The sequence below is a fragment of the Paraburkholderia sp. DD10 genome, from assembly GCF_049177125.1.
Lineage (GTDB): Bacteria > Pseudomonadota > Gammaproteobacteria > Burkholderiales > Burkholderiaceae > Paraburkholderia > Paraburkholderia terricola.
In genome coordinates this window covers 2661503-2678855 of the sequence record NZ_CP185393.1, presented here as the reverse complement: position 1 = coordinate 2678855, position 17353 = coordinate 2661503, and the positions used below count along the sequence as shown (strand labels likewise).

The 17353-nt window shown below is 64.3% G+C and carries 15 protein-coding genes; 11 read left to right on the top strand and 4 right to left on the bottom strand.

Going from position 1 to position 17353, the window contains the following annotated elements:
* Window positions 1-178: 178 nt before the first annotated feature.
* The 4 genes from ACOCG7_RS27350 to ACOCG7_RS27335 are packed head-to-tail and all read left to right on the top strand — an operon-like array spanning window position 179 to window position 3833.
* Window positions 179-1114, top strand: coding sequence for a carbohydrate ABC transporter permease (locus tag ACOCG7_RS27350; RefSeq protein WP_073426960.1), 936 nt, complete (start codon window positions 179-181; stop codon window positions 1112-1114).
* A gap of 38 nt (window positions 1115-1152) precedes the next feature.
* A complete protein-coding gene (locus ACOCG7_RS27345; protein WP_227470792.1) occupies window positions 1153-1986 on the top strand; it encodes a carbohydrate ABC transporter permease in 834 nt (277 codons plus the stop codon).
* Window positions 1983-2672, top strand: a complete 690-nt coding sequence (locus ACOCG7_RS27340; RefSeq protein WP_073426962.1) for an HAD family hydrolase — start codon at window positions 1983-1985, stop codon at window positions 2670-2672. Before ACOCG7_RS27345 ends, ACOCG7_RS27340 begins: the two co-directional genes overlap by 4 nt.
* A gap of 51 nt (window positions 2673-2723) precedes the next feature.
* Window positions 2724-3833, top strand: a complete 1110-nt coding sequence (locus ACOCG7_RS27335) for an ABC transporter ATP-binding protein (protein ID WP_073426963.1) — start codon at window positions 2724-2726, stop codon at window positions 3831-3833.
* 58 nt (window positions 3834-3891) lie between these two features.
* Here the strand turns inward: ACOCG7_RS27335 and ACOCG7_RS27330 are convergent, their stop codons facing one another.
* The 3 genes from ACOCG7_RS27330 to dalD all read right to left on the bottom strand — a co-directional run bounded on the left by ACOCG7_RS27330 (window position 3892) and on the right by dalD (window position 7935).
* A complete protein-coding gene (locus ACOCG7_RS27330) occupies window positions 3892-4839 on the bottom strand; it encodes a sugar-binding transcriptional regulator (protein ID WP_073426964.1) in 948 nt (315 codons plus the stop codon).
* A 90-nt stretch (window positions 4840-4929) separates the two neighbouring features.
* Entirely contained in the window at window positions 4930-6411 is a 1482-nt protein-coding gene (xylB, locus tag ACOCG7_RS27325) for a xylulokinase (RefSeq protein WP_073426965.1), read from the bottom strand.
* Window positions 6412-6525: 114 nt separating this feature from the next.
* Entirely contained in the window at window positions 6526-7935 is a 1410-nt protein-coding gene (gene dalD, locus ACOCG7_RS27320; protein ID WP_073426966.1) for a D-arabinitol 4-dehydrogenase, read from the bottom strand.
* A 382-nt stretch (window positions 7936-8317) separates the two neighbouring features.
* Between dalD and ACOCG7_RS27315 the strand changes: the two genes are divergently transcribed.
* The 7 genes from ACOCG7_RS27315 to ACOCG7_RS27285 all read left to right on the top strand — a co-directional run bounded on the left by ACOCG7_RS27315 (window position 8318) and on the right by ACOCG7_RS27285 (window position 16411).
* A complete protein-coding gene (locus ACOCG7_RS27315; protein WP_073426967.1) occupies window positions 8318-9310 on the top strand; it encodes an AraC family transcriptional regulator in 993 nt (330 codons plus the stop codon).
* A 109-nt stretch (window positions 9311-9419) separates the two neighbouring features.
* Window positions 9420-10373, top strand: coding sequence for a substrate-binding domain-containing protein (locus ACOCG7_RS27310; RefSeq protein ID WP_073426968.1), 954 nt, complete (start codon window positions 9420-9422; stop codon window positions 10371-10373).
* A gap of 64 nt (window positions 10374-10437) precedes the next feature.
* Window positions 10438-11958 carry a sugar ABC transporter ATP-binding protein gene (locus tag ACOCG7_RS27305; RefSeq protein WP_073426969.1) on the top strand — a complete coding sequence of 507 codons (1521 nt, stop codon included), beginning with the start codon at window positions 10438-10440 and terminating at the stop codon, window positions 11956-11958.
* Window positions 11945-12952, top strand: a complete 1008-nt coding sequence (locus ACOCG7_RS27300) for an ABC transporter permease (protein WP_073426970.1) — start codon at window positions 11945-11947, stop codon at window positions 12950-12952. Before ACOCG7_RS27305 ends, ACOCG7_RS27300 begins: the two co-directional genes overlap by 14 nt.
* A gap of 37 nt (window positions 12953-12989) precedes the next feature.
* Window positions 12990-14084, top strand: coding sequence for an alcohol dehydrogenase catalytic domain-containing protein (locus ACOCG7_RS27295; protein WP_073426971.1), 1095 nt, complete (start codon window positions 12990-12992; stop codon window positions 14082-14084).
* Window positions 14085-14132: 48 nt separating this feature from the next.
* Complete coding sequence (locus ACOCG7_RS27290; RefSeq protein WP_073426972.1) at window positions 14133-15677, top strand: FGGY-family carbohydrate kinase; 1545 nt, start codon at window positions 14133-14135, stop codon at window positions 15675-15677.
* Entirely contained in the window at window positions 15674-16411 is a 738-nt protein-coding gene (locus ACOCG7_RS27285) for an SDR family oxidoreductase (RefSeq protein WP_073426973.1), read from the top strand. The genes ACOCG7_RS27290 and ACOCG7_RS27285 overlap by 4 nt, the downstream gene beginning before the upstream one ends.
* On the opposite strand, the gene kynA is transcribed toward ACOCG7_RS27285, so the two are convergent.
* Complete coding sequence (gene kynA, locus ACOCG7_RS27280) at window positions 16412-17347, bottom strand: tryptophan 2,3-dioxygenase (RefSeq protein WP_073426974.1); 936 nt, start codon at window positions 17345-17347, stop codon at window positions 16412-16414.
* Window positions 17348-17353 lie beyond the last annotated feature (6 nt).

The window sequence follows — 17353 nt, the reverse complement described above, 5'->3', positions numbered from 1 at the left end:
GGTCAGTCACTGACTTCCCGTGGCACGCGCCGGCTGACGCCCGTCAGCCGGCTCACGCAGCACAGCGGGCCGTCCTTGCCGCGCACGCGCCGCGACAGCGCTTTCAAATCGCGGTAGCCGAACGCGGTTCAGGCCGCCAGGGCCGACGTCCCGCGCATTACCGAACAGGTGGTCAATCATGCGTCCTCTGCGCCTGCCTCTCATGTCCGCGCATCCCCAGACGGAAAAAGAACGCGAAGTCCGCAAAGCCAATTCCGCCCGCTGGCTGGTTTCGCCCTCGGTCGCGGTGCTGGTGCTGTGGATGGCGATTCCGCTCGCGATGACGATCTGGTTTTCGTTCTCGCGCTACAACCTGCTGAACCCGGACCTGAAGGGTTTTGCCGGTTTCGACAACTACAAATATCTGGCCAGCGATCCGTCGTTCGGCCCCTCGATCGGACACACGCTCGAGTTGATCGTCGCGGTGCTGGTGATCACGGTGGTCGGCGGGGTGCTGATGGCGATCCTGTTCGACCGCAAGTTCTACGGCCAGGGCGTGGCGCGGCTGCTCGCGATCGCGCCGTTCTTCGTGATGCCGACGGTCAGCGCGCTGATCTGGAAGAACATGATCCTGCATCCGGTGTACGGACTGATCGCGGACGGCATGCGCGCACTCGGCATGCAGCCGATCGACTGGTTCGCCGAGTATCCGTTGACGGCCGTGATCATGATCGTCGCGTGGCAGTGGCTGCCGTTCGCGTTCCTGATTCTGTTCACCGCGATCCAGTCGCTCGATCAGGAGCAGAAGGAAGCGGCGCGCATCGACGGCGCCGGTCCGTTCTCGATGTTCTTCTACATCACGCTGCCCCACCTGAAACGGGCGATAGCGGTGGTGGTGATGATGGAGACGATTTTCCTGCTGTCGATCTTCGCTGAAATCTATACGACCACGGGCGGCGGTCCGGGCACCGCGACCACCAATCTGTCGTACCTGATCTATTCGCTCGGCCTGCAACAGTTCGACGTCGGTCTCGCCTCGGCGGGCGGCATTCTCGCCGTCGTGCTGGCCAATATCGTGTCGTTCTTCCTCGTGCGGATGCTCGCGAAGAACCTGAAAGGGGAGTACGAAAAATGAGCCAGGTTGCCTCCACTCCGGCGTCGAGCGCGACGCCCATGACCGTGCCGGCCAGGTCGCCGTTCGCCGCGATTCGCCGCGGCATTCCCGGCGTGATCGCCTGGCTGGTCGCGCTGCTGCTGTTCTTTCCGATCTTCTGGATGACGATCACCGCATTCAAGACCGAACAGCAGGCGTATTCGTCGTCGCTATTCTTCATCCCGACGCTCGACAGCTTCCGCGAGGTGTTCGCGCGCAGCAATTACTTTTCGTTCGCGTGGAATTCGATCCTGATCTCGGCGGGCGTCACGGTGCTGTGCCTGATTCTCGCCGTGCCGGCCGCCTATGCGATGGCGTTCTTTCCGACGCGCCGCACGCAGAAAGTGCTGCTGTGGATGCTGTCGACCAAGATGATGCCGTCGGTCGGCGTGCTGGTGCCGATCTATCTGCTGTGGAAGAACAGCGGCTTGCTCGATACGGTGTCGGGTCTCGTGATCGTCTACACGCTGATCAATCTGCCGATCGCGGTGTGGATGTCGTTCACGTACTTCGCCGAGATTCCGCGCGACATTCTCGAAGCCGGACGCATCGACGGCGCCGCGACGTGGCAGGAGATCGTCTATCTGCTGATGCCGATGGCGTTGCCCGGACTCGCCTCCACCGCGCTGCTGCTCGTGATCCTGTCGTGGAACGAAGCGTTCTGGAGCATCAATCTATCGAGTTCGAGCGCGGCGCCGCTGACCGTGTTCATCGCCTCGTACTCGAGTCCTGAAGGCCTGTTCTGGGCCAAGCTGTCCGCCGCCTCGCTGCTCGCGGTCGCGCCGATCCTGATCGTCGGCTGGTTGTCGCAAAAGCAACTGGTGCGCGGTCTCACCTTCGGGGCGGTCAAATGACGGCAGGCAATCTCGCCCTGATCTGCGATTGCGACGGCGTGTTGATCGACAGCGAAGCCGTGGCGGCGCGCATGCTGGTGCACGAACTCGAAGCCCGCTGGCCGGGCAGCGACGTCGAGCCGGTCGTGCTGCCGCTGCTCGGCTTGCGCATCGAGAGAGTGTTGCAAGGCACGGCGACGCAGCTCGGCAAAAGTCTCACCGTCGAGGACATCGACGCGATTCGCCGCGCGGTGGAAGCGGCGGCGATGCAGGCGAGCGCGGTCGAAGGCATCGTGGCCGCGCTCGGCCAGGTGCCGCTCATCAAGGGGTGCGCGAGCAATAGTTACCGCCCCTACGTGGAAGCCGTGCTGGCGCGCACCGGCCTCGTGACGTTTTTCGGCGACCGTCTTTTTTGCGCCGATGCGGTGCCCAATCCGAAGCCCGCGCCCGATGTCTATCTCGCGGCGGCGCAAGGCCTGGGCCTCGCGCCATCCGCGTGCCTCGTGGTGGAGGACAGCGTCACCGGCGTGACGGCGGCGAGCGCGGCGGGCATGACGGTGCTCGGTTTCATCGGCGGCGGCCACGCGAGCGAGGCGCAGATCGACAAGCTGCACGCAGCGGGCGCGCGCCACGTATTCGACGACATGCGGCAGTTGCCCGAACTGGTCGCGCAATGGACGCTGAGCGCGACGGCGGCGGCGCCGTAAGCGCGCTTCATCAACGCATAAGCAACACACAGCATGACACGGAGACACATCATGGCAAGCGTAACTCTGCGCAACATCAGAAAGGCTTACGACGACAACGAGGTGATGCGCGACATCAACCTCGACATCGCGGACGGCGAGTTCGTCGTGTTCGTGGGCCCGAGCGGTTGCGGTAAATCGACGCTGATGCGAATGATCGCCGGCCTCGAGGACATCAGCGGCGGCGATCTCACCATCGACGGCACGCGCATGAACGACGTGCCGCCCGCCAAGCGCGGCATCGCGATGGTGTTCCAGTCGTACGCGCTGTATCCGCACATGACGCTGTACGACAACATGGCGTTCGGCCTGAAGCTCGCCGGCACCAAAAAGCCGGAAATCGACGCGGCCGTGCGCAACGCGGCGAAGATCCTGCACATCGACCATCTGCTCGATCGCAAGCCCAAGCAGCTTTCCGGCGGCCAACGCCAGCGCGTGGCGATCGGCCGCGCGATCACGCGCAAGCCGAAAGTGTTCCTGTTCGACGAACCGCTGTCGAACCTCGACGCCGCATTGCGCGTGAAGATGCGCCTCGAATTCGCGCGCCTGCACGACGAACTCAAGACCACGATGATTTACGTGACGCACGATCAGGTCGAAGCGATGACGCTGGCCGACAAGATCGTCGTGCTGTCGGCGGGCAATCTGGAACAGGTCGGCAGCCCGACGATGCTGTATCACGCGCCCGCTAATCGCTTCGTCGCGGGTTTCATCGGCTCGCCGAAGATGAATTTCATGGAAGGCATCGTACAGTCGGTCGCGCACGACGGCGTGACGGTGCTGTACGAAACCGGCGAGACGCAGCGCGTCGCGGTGGAGCCGGCCTCGGTCAAGCAGGGCGACAAGGTGACGGTCGGCATTCGCCCCGAGCATCTGCACGTCGGCACGACCGAAGACGGCGTGTCGGCGCGCACGATGGCGGTCGAATCGCTCGGCGACGCGGCCTATCTGTACGCGGAGTCGAGCGTCGCGCCGGACGGCCTGATCGCGCGGATTCCGCCGCTCGAACGGCAGTCGAAAGGCGCGGTGCAGAAACTCGGCGCGACGCCGGAACACTGTCATCTGTTCGACAGCGAAGGCAAGGCGTTCCAGCGCAAGATCGTGGAAGTGCTGGCCGCGTGACGACGGGGACGGCGGCGTTCGCGCCGCTGCCTTGGCCACGTTTGGCCGACAACGGCGCTCAGGCTTCGAGCGCCGCCCGCGCGCACAACTCGTCGGTGACGAGTCCCGAGAGCCAGCCGCCCTTGAGCACCGCGATCACCGCTTCGCGCTTGCGCGCGCCGCCGGCAAAGCCGATGGTCGGACGGCGCGGCGGCGAATCGAGCGGGATGCTCGTCACGCGCCGGCCGGTCGGCGATTCGACATGCGCGCCGCTGGCGTCGATCGTGAGGCCGAGCATTTCGGCCACCGCGCCGTTGCGCATCAACTCCTTCACTTCCGCCGACGTGATGAAGCCGTCCACGTGCAGCGGACATTTCGGCCCGATATCGCCGATGCCGACGAACGCGACATCCGCTTTGGCCGACAGCGATTCGACGATGCGATAGAGCCGGTGATTGCACCATTGCGCGCGCTCGGCCTCGCTATCGGCGAGCAACGGCGCGGGCAGCAGAAAGTGCTTGCCGCCGGTCTTCTCCGAAATGTGCAGCGCGACGTCATAGCGGTTCGAGGAGCCGTCCGAAGCGATCGCCCCGACCATCGACACCAGCCTGTGCTGCGGACGGTCGAGCTGCGCGATCTGATCGACCGCGGCCTTCAGCGTCCGGCCGCTGCTCACCGCGACCACCATCGGTTTTTCCGCGCTGAGATAGCGCTCCATGACCTGCGCGCCGGCCACCGCGAGCTTGCGGTCCACTTCCTCGGACGTATCGCTGTCGACCGGCACCACTTCGCACATGGAGAGGCCGTAGCGCTTCGACAGTTGATCGGCGAGCGCGAGGCAATCGGCCAGTTGGTGATCGACGCGCACGCGAATCAGATTCTTTTCCACCGCGAAGGCGACCAGCCGCTGCGCGACCGGGCGCGACACCTGCAACTTTTCGGCGATCTCGTTCTGGGTATTGCCGGCGACGTAGTAGAGCCACGCGGCGCGGGTAGCAAGATCTAATTTTTCTGTGGACTTGGGCACGGTGAGGTTCTGCTTGAAGTGCGCCGATGATAGCAGCCGGTCCTCGCGTGTTAACGGGAACAGGCGGAGAACCGGCTGCGCCGGCGTCGCTTACGCGAGCCGCTGACGCGCGGGGTCGAACAGCGGCCGCACATGGCGGTACAGCGCGCGATACGCGTCGAGCCGTGCGCGCAGTTCCGCGTGACGGCGCGGGTTCGGCGTGAACTCCTTTTCGATCGGCGGTTTGGCGAGCACCTTGTCCGGGTCGCCGCCCGCGGCCAGCCAGCCCAGGCGTGCCGCGCCGAGCGCCGCGCCGGTTTCGCCGCCGCCGTGCTTGCGGGTAGCGGTGTCGAGCGCATCGGCGAGCAGTTGCGCCCAGTAATCGCTGCGCGCGCCACCGCCGAGCAGCGAGAGCGCCTTCGCTTCGGTGCCGGCCGCGCGCAGCGCGTCGAGGCCGTCGGTGAGCGCGAGGGTCACGCCTTCGAGCACCGCGTAGCCGAGCAGGGCGCGGTCGGTCGCGTGAGTCATGCCGAAGAACACGCCCTGCGCGTACGGGTCGTTGTGCGGCGTGCGTTCACCGGAGAGGTAGGGCAGAAAGAGCGGCGCGGTGTTCAACGCGTCGGCGGGCAGCGCCTCGATTTCGGCGAGCAGGGTGGGTTCGTCGGTGGAAGTGAGCTTGCAGACCCAGCGCAGGCAACTCGCCGCCGACAGCACCACGCTCATCTGATGCCAGCGATCGGGAATCGCGTGACAGAACGCATGCACCGCCGAGGACGGATTCGGCCTGAAGCTGTCGCCGACCACGCATAGCACGCCTGACGTGCCGAGCGACACGAAGCCGTCGCCCGGTTGCGTCGCGCCGATGCCGATCGCGCTCGTGGCGTTGTCGCCGCCGCCCGCCGCGACGACCACGCCGTCGCTCAAGCCGAACTCGCGCGCCACCTCGGGCAGCAGCGTGCCGGACGGCTCGCTGCCTTCGGCGAGCTTCGGCATCTGCGCGCGCGTCATGTCGCAGGCGGCGAGCAGCGAGTCGGACCAGTCGCGTTTGGCGACGTCGAGCCACAGGGTGCCGGCCGCATCCGAGGGATCGGATACCTTGCCGCCGGTCAGTTGCAGACGCAGGTAATCTTTCGGCAGCAGCACGCAGGCGGTTTGCGCGAAGATCTCGGGCTCGTGGCGCGCGACCCACAGCAGCTTCGGCGCGGTGAAGCCCGGCATCGCGAGATTGCCCGCCACGCTGTGCAGTTGCGGCGCACGCCCGGTCAGTTCCGCGCATTCCTTGTCGCTGCGCATGTCGTTCCACAAGATCGCGGGACGCAGCACGCGGTCTTGCGCATCCAGCAGCACCGCGCCGTGCATCTGGCCCGACAGGCCGATGCCGCGAATCTCCGCGAACTCGTCGGGATGTTTGGCGCGCAACGCGGCGAGCGCGGCGCGCGTGCCGGCCCACCAGTCCTCGGGATTCTGCTCGGACCAGCGCTGATGCGGGCGCGAAACGGTAAACGGGGAGCCTGCCGTGCCGATCACGCGTCCATTGGAGGCGAGCAGCAGGACTTTCACTTCGGACGTGCCGAGGTCGATGCCGAGATACATGGGCGCGGAACCTTCGTCGTTAGGGATGCGCTACTTTAGCCGCACATCGCGCACGGTGCCATGCGCGTTATGCCTGAGTGCGGGATATTCAAGCGGATTGTTCGAGCGCGATGTTCAGGCCGCGCCGCGTTTGGCCAGCCACACGTCGACGCGCGCGAGCGCGCCCGCCAGCGCCGATTCCAGTTCGGGCGTCTGCGCCATGCTGCCCCACAGCAGCCGGTCGGCGGCGAACGCCTGCAACGGATCGGGCGCCGCGAAGAAGCCGCGCGCGACGCGCTCGTCCATCACGCCGTCCTGATACGCGTAGGGCAGCTTGCCGGCTTGCCAGCGATCGAGAAAGCGGAAGAACAGCGCCGGCAGCATTGCCGTGGCCGCGGGCGTGACGCCGCGCTCGAAACATTCGGCCAGCGTCGGCGCGATAAAGCCGGGCAGCTTCGAAAAGCCGTCGGCCGCGACACGCTGATTGGTGTCCTGGATATACGGATTGCCGAAGCGCTCGAGCACCACGTCGCGATAACGTTCGAGATCGAGCGGACTCGGCGTGAGACACGGAATCACGTCTTCGGTGACGTAATCGAACGCGAACTTCTGGATGTCCGCGTCGAGCGTGCCTTCGTGAATGTAGTTCAGCCCGACCAGCGTGCCCGCCCACGCAATGCAGCTATGCGTCGCGTTGAGAATGCGGATCTTCGCTTCCTCGTAGGGCAGCACCGAGTCCACGAGTTCCGCGCCGACCTTTTCCCAAGCCGGCCGTCCCGCGATGAAGCGGTCTTCGATCACCCACTGAATGAACGCTTCGCCCATCACCGGGCAGGCGTCGTCGACGCCGGTCGCGGCCTTGACGCGTTCGCGCACGTCCGGCGTGGGACGCGGCGTGATGCGGTCGACCATCGAGCTCGGCGAGGCGGTGTTGTCGTCGAACCATCGCGCCAGTTCGTTCGCGCCGCGCCGTTCGAGAAACTCGCTCATGCCGGCGTGAAAGCGCTCGCCGTTGCTGCGCAGGTTGTCGCAAGTCTGCAATGTGACGGGACCGGCGCCGCGCTTCATGCGCGCGTCGAGAATCGCCGCGAGCGCGCCGTAGATGGTGGTGTGGCCGCCCTTGAGATCGGTGGCGAGATCGGGATTGGCGGTATCGAGCTTGTGGTGCTCGTCGAGGTAATAACCGCCCTCGGTGACCGTGAACGAAATGATCTTGCAGGCCGGGTCGGCGCCCGCTTCGATTAGCGCGTCGAGGCTTTCGGTCCACGGCACCACACGCTCGATCGAACGAATCGTTTCATACGCGCGCTCGCCCTGCGGCGTGACGGTTTCGAGCGTGTAGACGCCGTCTTGCGCCGCGAGCGCTTCGAGCACCGCATTCATGTCGCCGCGAATATTGCCCACCGCCAGCGACCAGTGCGGCTCGCCCGCCACGTTCGCTTCGTTCAAACGATGCAGATACCACGCCTGATGCGCGCGATGAAACGATCCCGCGCCGATGTGGAGGATCACGTGTGCGGCCGCGCCGCCTTGCCCGCTGTTCATGTGCGTCTCCTGAATGCCTTGACTCGCACGGCTTGCGCGTGCGTTTTTTCTCTGGATGGAGCATTTGCTCTTACTGTGAACGAATGATCGTATCCGCCGAAACGAAAGTCAAGGCGAGCTCGCAGGGTTTTCGTGGCGCAGCGCGGCGTGGCAGTGCGTTCCGGCATGCGTGACGATGCGTCGTCGCATGATGGGAACGCGTTGCCCCGTGTATTGCGTTGCATCAAATTTGACGCGAACCGGGTCGGGACTAACCCGAATGCAAAAAAGTATCGGTCCGCGGTTTCATTTTTAGTGGTGGATAACGCCATTGAAGGCTACTTTTCGCTATACAAGACGAAGACCCGCGGCGCGATCACAAGCCGCTTCATGGAGGCAGACAGTGCAACCCGATCTCGAGATCGTGGCCGTACGCCGCGACGAATCCTTCAAGGTGTGGTCGCATGGCTATCCGTATCGCACGGTGCGCTGGCACTTTCACCCGGAGTACGAGATTCATCTGATCGTCGCGACCACCGGCAAGATGTTCGTCGGCGACCATATCAGCAGCTTCGCGCCCGGCAACCTCGTGTTGATGGGGCCGAACCTGCCGCACAACTGGGTGAGCGACGTGCCGCAAGGCGAGACGATCGCGCAGCGCAATCTGGTCGTGCAATTCGGGCAGGAGTTCGTGTCGAGCTGCGTCGACAGTTTTCCGGAGTGGCGTCAGGTCGAAGCGCTGCTGGCCGACTCGCGCCGCGGCGTGTCGTTCGGCGCGACGACGAGCGCGGTGATCCAGCCGCTCTTTCTGGAATTGCTGGCGGCGCGCGGGCTGCGCCGTCTGGTGCTGTTCATGTCGATGCTCGAAATCCTCGTGAGCGCCGAGGATCGCGAGACGCTCGCCAGCCCCGCGTATCAGGCGGACCCCACGGGTTTCGCGTCGACCCGCATCAATCACGTGCTCTCTTATATCGGCAAGAACCTCGCGGGCGAATTGCGCGAATCCGACCTCGCGCAACTGGCGGGGCAGAGCGTGAGCGCATTCTCGCGTTACTTCCGCCGTCATACGGGCTTGCCTTTCGTGCAGTACGTGAACCGCATGCGCATCAACCTCGCATGCCAACTGCTGACGGACGAAGACCTGAGCGTCACCGAGATCTGCTTCAAGGCGGGCTTCAACAACCTGTCGAATTTCAACCGGCAGTTCCTTGCCGTGAAGGGCATGGCGCCCTCGAAGTTTCGCCGCTATCAGCAACTGAACGGCGCGAGCCGCGACGCTTCCGAGGAAGCCGCCGCGCGCGGCGTGGGCATCGACGACGCCGTGCCCGCGATCGTGCTCGCGCCGGGTTTGCCGCGCAGCGCCGCCGCTTATCCCCCCAACCTGGCACCCACGTAGCATTTCCGGCCTCGAGCCGAGGCGTTTCACCGACCCGCGTTGCAAACACGTATCGCGCTGTCTTTCGACAGCGTGAGGGACGTGCTCATTTTTAAAAACGGAGACAACCATGACGCAATCCAATTCGAAGCAGGCATCGTTGAAGACCCTCGCGCGCCGCACGGCCGCGGTGACGGCGCTTGCGGTCGGTCTGTCGTTCATCGCCGCGCCGGCGGCGCAGGCCGCGCCGCTGAAAATCGGCATGACGTTCCAGGAGATGAACAATCCGTACTTCGTGACGATGCAAAAAGCGCTGAACGACGCGGCTGCGTCGATGGGCGCGACGGTGGTCGTCACCGACGCGCATCACGACGTCAGCAAGCAGGTCAGCGACGTGGAGGACATGCTGCAAAAGAAGATCGACATCCTGCTCGTGAATCCGACCGATTCGACCGGCATTCAATCGGCGGTGACGTCGGCGAAAAAGGCGGGCGTGGTGGTGGTCGCCGTGGATGCGAACGCGAACGGTCCGGTCGATTCATTCGTCGGCTCGAAGAACTTCGACGCCGGGGTGATGGCTTGCGAGTATCTGGCGAAGTCGATCGGCGGCAGCGGCGAAGTGGCGATTCTCGACGGCATTCCGGTGGTGCCGATTCTCGAACGGGTGCGCGGCTGCAAGGCGGCGCTCGCCAGGAGTCCCGGCGTCAAGCTCGTGGATACGCAGAACGGCAAGCAGGAACGCGCGACGGCCTTGTCCGTCACCGAGAACATGATTCAGGCGCATCCGAACCTGAAGGGCGTGTTCAGCGTGAACGACGGCGGCTCGATGGGCGCGCTCTCGGCGATCGAAGCATCGGGTAAGGACATCAAGCTGACGAGCGTCGACGGTGCGCCCGAAGCGATTGCCGCGATCCAGAAGCCGAATTCGAAGTTCGTCGAAACGTCCGCGCAATTCCCCGCCGACCAGGTGCGCATCGCGCTCGGCGTCGCGCTCGCGAAGAAGTGGGGCGCCAATGTGCCGAAAGCGATTCCGGTCGACGTGAAGATGGTCGACAAGAGCAACGCCAAGGGTTTCAGCTGGTAAGGCGAAGGCTCGCCGCCGTGCCGCGTTCGAATGGGCGCGTCGGCGAGCCGTGAAGGAGGACCCGATGGACACGATACTCAAGCTCGAACACATCAGCAAAAGTTTTCCCGGCGTGAAGGCGCTGCAAGACATTCACCTGGAGATCGCGCGCGGCGAGATTCACGCGTTGCTCGGCGAGAACGGCGCGGGCAAGTCGACGTTGATGAAAATCCTGTGCGGCATCTATCAGCCGGACGAAGGCACGATCACGATCGACGGCGCCGCGCGCCACTTCACGAATTATCACGACGCGGTGGCTGCGGGCGTCGGCATCGTGTTTCAGGAGTTCAGCCTGATTCCGTATCTGAACGCGGTGGAGAACATGTTTCTCGGCCGCGAGTTGAGAAACGGCTTGGGCCTTCTGGAGCGCGGCAAGATGCGGCGCACGGCGGCGGCGATCTTTCAGCGGCTCGGCGTGGCGATCGATCTGTCGGTGCCGATTCGCGAGCTGTCGGTGGCGCAGCAGCAGTTCGTCGAAATCGGCAAGGCGTTGTCGCTGGAAGCGCGCATTCTGATTCTCGACGAACCCACCGCGACGCTCACGCCCGCGGAAGCCGAGCATCTGTTCGCGATCATGCGCGACCTGAAGAAGCAGGGCGTGGCAATGATCTTCATCTCGCATCATCTGGAAGAGATCTTTGAAGTGTGCGATCGCATTACCGTGCTGCGCGACGGTCAGTACGTCGGCATGACGGAGGTCGCGCAATCCGATGTGAGCCGGCTCGTCGAGATGATGGTGGGCCGCCGCATCGAAAACAGCTTTCCGCCGAAGCCGCCGCTCGCCGCCGATGCGAAAACCGTGCTCCAGGTCGACAAGCTGCAACTGCGCAAAGACAGTCCGGTGCTGAGTTTCGATTTGCGTGAAGGCGAGATTCTCGGCTTCGCGGGACTGGTCGGCTCGGGGCGCACCGAAACCGCGCTCGCCGTGATCGGCGCGGACGCGGCCTACGTGAAGGAGATTCGCATCAACGGCACGGCCGCGAAGCTGTCCGATCCGGCCGACGCATTGCGCGCCGGCGTCGGCATTCTGCCGGAGAGCCGCAAGACCGAAGGGCTGATCACCGATTTCTCGATCAAGCAGAACATCTCGATCAACAACCTCGGCAAATATCGCTCGCTGCGTTTTTTCATCGACCAGCGCAGCGAAGCGCGCGCGACCGCCGACATCATGAAACGCGTGGGCGTCAAGGCGCCGACCATGCACACCGAAGTCGCGACGCTCTCGGGCGGCAATCAGCAGAAGGTGGTGATCGCGCGCTGGCTGAACCACCACACCAACATCCTGATCTTCGACGAACCCACGCGCGGCATCGACGTCGGCGCGAAAGCCGAAATCTATCTGCTGATGCGCGAACTCACCGCGCGCGGCTATTCGATCATCATGATCTCGTCCGAATTGCCGGAGATCGTCGGCATGTGCGACCGCGTCGCCGTGTTCCGCCAGGGCCGCATCGAAGCCATGCTCGAAGGCGACCAGATCGACTCGAACGCCGTGATGACCTATGCAACAGCCGGCACCCGTGGAGCAAGCCATGAACTCGCCTAATCCTTCTTCCTCGCCGAAAACGTCCACCGTCAGCGGGGGCGTCCCCGGTGCGCCGCTGCGTTTCAGTTGGGCCGCGTTGAAGCGCTCGACGCTGTTCTATCCGTTCGTCGGCCTGGTGGCGGTGTGCATCGTGATGGTGTTCGCGAGCGATAGTTTTCTCTCCGGCGCGAATCTGGAGAACGTGCTGCGCCAGGTGTCGATCAACGCGATCATCGCCGTGGGCATGACCTGCGTGATTCTGACCGGCGGCATCGACCTTTCCGTGGGTTCGGTGATGGCTTTATCGGGCACGCTCGCCGCCGGCCTGATGGTGGCCGGCATGAATGCGGTGGCGGCGCTTGCGATCGGCGTCGCGGTCGGTCTCGGCTTTGGCGCGGCCAACGGTTTCTTCGTCGCGTTCGCCGGCATGCCGCCCATCATCGTCACGCTGGCGACGATGGGCATCGCCCGCGGCCTCGCGCTGATCTACACGGGCGGTTATCCGATCGACGGCTTGCCCGACTGGGTCAGCTTCTTCGGCAGCGGCAAGATTGTCGGCATTCAGGCGCCGGTCGTGATCATGGCGGTGATCTACGCGATCGCCTGGGTGTTGCTCGAACGCATGCCGTTCGGCCGCTACGTGTATGCGATCGGCGGCAACGAACAGGCGACGCGTCTGTCCGGCGTGCGCGTGGCGCGCGTGAAGCTGATCGTCTACACGATCGCCGGCTTGACCTCCGCGTTCGCCGCGATCGTGCTGACCGCGCGTTTGATGAGCGGCCAGCCGAACGCGGGCGTGGGTTTCGAGCTCGACGCCATCGCGGCGGTGGTGATGGGCGGCACCTCGATTTCCGGCGGACGCGGCTCGATCATCGGCACGTTGATCGGCGCGCTGCTGCTCGGCGTATTGAACAACGGCCTGAACATGGTCGGCGTGAATCCGTACGTGCAGAACGTGATCAAGGGCGGAATCATTCTGCTCGCGATCTACATCAGCCGCGACCGCAGAAAATAACTCTCCACTGACTTTCTCTTTCAAGCAGGACCACGCAATGACTCAATCCACTCAAGCTGACAAGCAGAGCATGACGGCCATCGTCTGTCATGCGCCGAAAGACTATCGGGTCGAACAGGTGGCGAAGCCCAAGGCGCGCGCGCATGAACTGGTGATCCGCATCGCCGCGTGCGGCATTTGCGCGAGCGACTGCAAATGCCATTCGGGCGCGAAGATGTTCTGGGGCGGCCCGAGCCCGTGGGTGAAAGCGCCGGTGATTCCTGGGCACGAATTCTTCGGCTTCGTCGAGGAGATCGGCGAAGGCGCGGCCGCGCACTTCGGCGTGAAGCCCGGCGACCGCGTGATCGCCGAGCAGATCGTGCCCTGCGGCAAGTGCCGTTACTGCAAGTCCGGCCAATACTGGATGTGCGAGGTGCACAACATCTTCGGCTTTCAGCGCGAAGTCGCGGACGGCGGCATGGCCGAATACATGCGCATTCCGCCGACCGCGATCGTCCACAAGATTCCCGACGGCATCTCGCTCGAAGACGCGGCGATCATCGAACCGCTCGCCTGCGCGATTCACACGGTCAATCGCGGCGATGTGCAGCTCGACGACGTGGTGGTGATCGCGGGCGCCGGACCGCTCGGCCTGATGATGACGCAAGTCGCGCATCTGAAAACGCCGAAGAAGCTCGTCGTGATCGATCTGGTGGAAGAGCGCCTCGCGCTCGCGCGCGAGTACGGCGCCGACGTGACGATCAATCCGAAGCAGGACGACGCGCTCGCGATCATCCATTCGCTCACTGACGGCTACGGTTGCGATGTGTACATCGAGACCACCGGCGCGCCGGTCGGCGTGAACCAGGGCATGGACCTGATTCGCAAGCTCGGGCGCTTCGTCGAGTTTTCGGTGTTCGGCGCGGATACCACGCTAGACTGGTCGGTGATCGGCGATCGCAAGGAACTCGACGTGCGCGGCGCGCATCTTGGACCCTACTGTTATCCGATCGCAATCGATCTGCTGGCGCGCGGACTCGTCACCTCGAAGGGCATCGTCACGCACGGCTTTTCGTTGGAGGAATGGGAGGAGGCGATCAAGGTCGCCGACTCGCTCGATTCGATCAAGGTATTGATGAAGCCGCGCGCCTGAACGTTCACAGCATCGAGCGAACGCGAGCGGCATATAAACGGAGACAGTATGAACTACGTCATCGGCGTCGATATCGGCACGCAGAGCACCAAGGCGCTGCTCGTCGATCAGCACGGCGCGATCGTCGCGCAGCATGCGTCGAGCTATCAGCCGGATACGCCCAAGCCGCTGTGGGCCGAGCAATGGCCCGCGGTGTGGTTCAAGGCGGTGGTGGAATGCATCGCCGCTTGCGTGACGAAGGCGAAAGAGGCGGGCGTCGCGGCGGCATCGGTCAAGGCGGTGTGCGTGAGCAGCCTGTATGGCGGCTCGGGCATCGCCGTCGATAGCGATATGCGGCCGCTCTATCCGTGCCTGATCTGGATGGACCGGCGCGCGACCGATCAGGTCGAATGGGTGCGCGGCAACGTCGATCTCGAACGCCTGTACGCGATCACCGGCAACGGCGTGGACAGCTATTACGGCTACACGAAGATGCTGTGGCTGCGCGATCACGAGCCGGACGTCTGGTCGCACACGCGCTATTTCCTGCCGCCGAACGCGTACATCATTTATATGCTCACCGGCGAGGTCGCGGTCGATCACAGTTCGGCGGGCAATATCGGCGGCATCTACGACATCGCCAGGCGCGACTGGTCCGACGAAGCGCTCGACATGCTCGGCATTCCGGCGACCATGATGCCGGAGCGGCTGGTGGAATCGTCCGAAGTGGTGGGCGGCCTGCTATCGCAATGGACCGAACAACTCGGACTCGAAGCGGGCACGGCGATCGTCGCGGGCGGCGTGGACGCGGCGGTGGCGACGTTCGCCGCGGGCGTCACGCGTGCCGGCCAGCATGTCGCGATGATCGGCACCAGCATGTGCTGGGGCTATATCAACCAGACCGTCGATGCGCGGCATGGCCTGATCAGCATGCCGCACGTGTTCAACGGTCAGCGCGACATCTACGTGTTCGGCGGCGCGATCACGGCGGGCGCGTCGGTGACGTGGTATCGCGAGCAGTTCTGTCATGCGGAGATCGAGGCCGCGCGCGCGACGCCGCATGGCGACCCGCATCGCCTGCTCGAAGAGTCCGCCGCGAAGGTGGCCGCCGGTTCGGATGGCGTGATGTTCCTGCCGTATCTGATGGGCGAGCGCAGTCCGGTGTGGGACGCGAAGGCGAGCGGCGCTTTTGTCGGCCTGAGTTTGTTCCATACGCGCGCGCATCTGTACCGCGCGGTGTTGGAAGGCGTGTCGTTCGCGCTCAAGCACAACATCGAGGCGGGACGCAAAGGCGCGCAGTCGCTGGACGACAAATTGATCGTCGTGGGCGGCGCCGCGCATTCGGATCTGTGGATGCAGATCATCGCGGACATCACCGGCTATCCGGTCTACACGATCGAGCAGGAAGTGGAAGCGGCAATGGGCGCGGCGCTGCTGGCCGGGGTGGGCGCCGGTTTGGTGTCGCCCGAGGCAGCGCAGGGCGGCTGGGTGACGCTGATCGAGCGCGCGCAGCCCGACGCCGCGCGCCTCGCGCTGTACGAAAAGCGCTTCGGCGTTTATACGGACCTTTATCCGGCGTTGAAGCCGGTCATGCATCGGTTGCAATCATCATGAATGCTACTTTCGATTTTTCCGGCAAGTCGATTCTGGTCACGGGCGCATCGAGCGGAATCGGGCGCGCGACGGTCGAGGCGTTGTGCGCATCCGGCGCGAACGTGGTCGCCGCGGCGCGCAACGTCAAAGAACTCGCGCGCCTCGCTGAAGAGACCGGCTGCGAGCCGCTGACGCTCGACGTCAGCGACGAAGCCGCGATCGACGATGCATTGGGCTCGCTCGATCCATTCGACGGCCTCGTGAATTGCGCGGGGATTGCGTTGCTCGAACGCGCGGTGGATACGACGGCCGCCAGTTTCGATCGCGTGATGGCGGTGAATACGCGTGGCGCCGTGCTGGTGGCGAAGCACGTGGCGCGCGGGATGATCGACGCCAGGCGCGCAGGCAGTATCGTGAACGTGTCGAGTCAGGCCGCGCTCGTCGCGCTGGACGATCATCTGAGCTATTCGGCTTCCAAGGCGGCGATGGATGCGGTGACGCGCGCGTTGTGCATCGAACTCGGGCCGTTCGGCATTCGCGTGAACAGCGTCAATCCGACCGTCACGTTGACGCCGATGGCGGTGCAGGCATGGAGCGATCCCGCGAAGCGCGAGCCCGCGTTGCGGGCGATTCCCTTGCAGCGGTTTGCGGAGTCCGCCGAGGTCGCCGCGCCGATCATGTTTTTGTTGAGCGACGCGGCGTCGATGATCAGCGGTGTTTGCTTGCCGATCGATGGGGGCTATACCGCGAGGTGACTACAGCATCGTCCTCACATGCCAAAGCTCGGGAAACAGCACCACGTCCAGCATCTTTCGCAGGTACGGCGCGCCGCTCGTGCCGCCCGTGCCTTGCTTGAAGCCGATGATCCGTTCCACCGTGGTCACATGCCGGAACCGCCACTGGCGAAACGCGTCTTCGAGATCGACCAGTTCCTCGGCCATCTCATACAACTCCCAATGTTGCGACGGGTTGCGATAGACCTCGAGCCAGGCCGCCTCGACGGAAGCATCGTGCGTGGTGGGCTGCGTCCAGTCGCGCTGCAGTCTGGAAGGTGAAATCGCAAACCCGCGACGCGCAAGCAGCCTCACCACCTCGTCGTAGAAAGAAGGCGCTTCCAGCGAAGCCTTCACCTCGGCAAGCACGTCCGCGCGATGCGCGTGCGGCTTGAGCATCTGCTCGTTCTTGTTGCCGAGCAGGAACTCGATCTGCCGGTACTGATACGACTGAAACCCGGAAGAACTCCCCAGGTATGGCCGCATGGCGGTGTACTCGGACGGCGTCATCGTCGCGAGAACGCTCCAAGCCTGTACGAGTTGTTCCATGATCCGCGAGACGCGCGCGAGCATCTTGAACGCCGGCGGCAACTCGTCGCGATGCACCGCCTTCAACGCCGCGCGCAATTCATACAGTGCGAGCTTCATCCACAACTCGCTGGTTTGATGCTGGATGATGAACAGCATCTCGTTGTGATCCGGCGACAGCGGATGCTGCGCATTCAGCACCGTTCCCAGCGACAGATAGTCGCCGTAGCTCATCGATTCGGAGAAATCGAGTTGCGCGTCGTGCCAGCCGTCGCCGGAAGAATCGGACTTCGTGGATGCGCCAGGCGCCGCGGTCTGCCCATGCCCAAACGGGCACCCCTGCGCCGGTTTTTCTTCCGGCAAACCCGGCGTTTGCATGTGATCGGTCATTGCGTG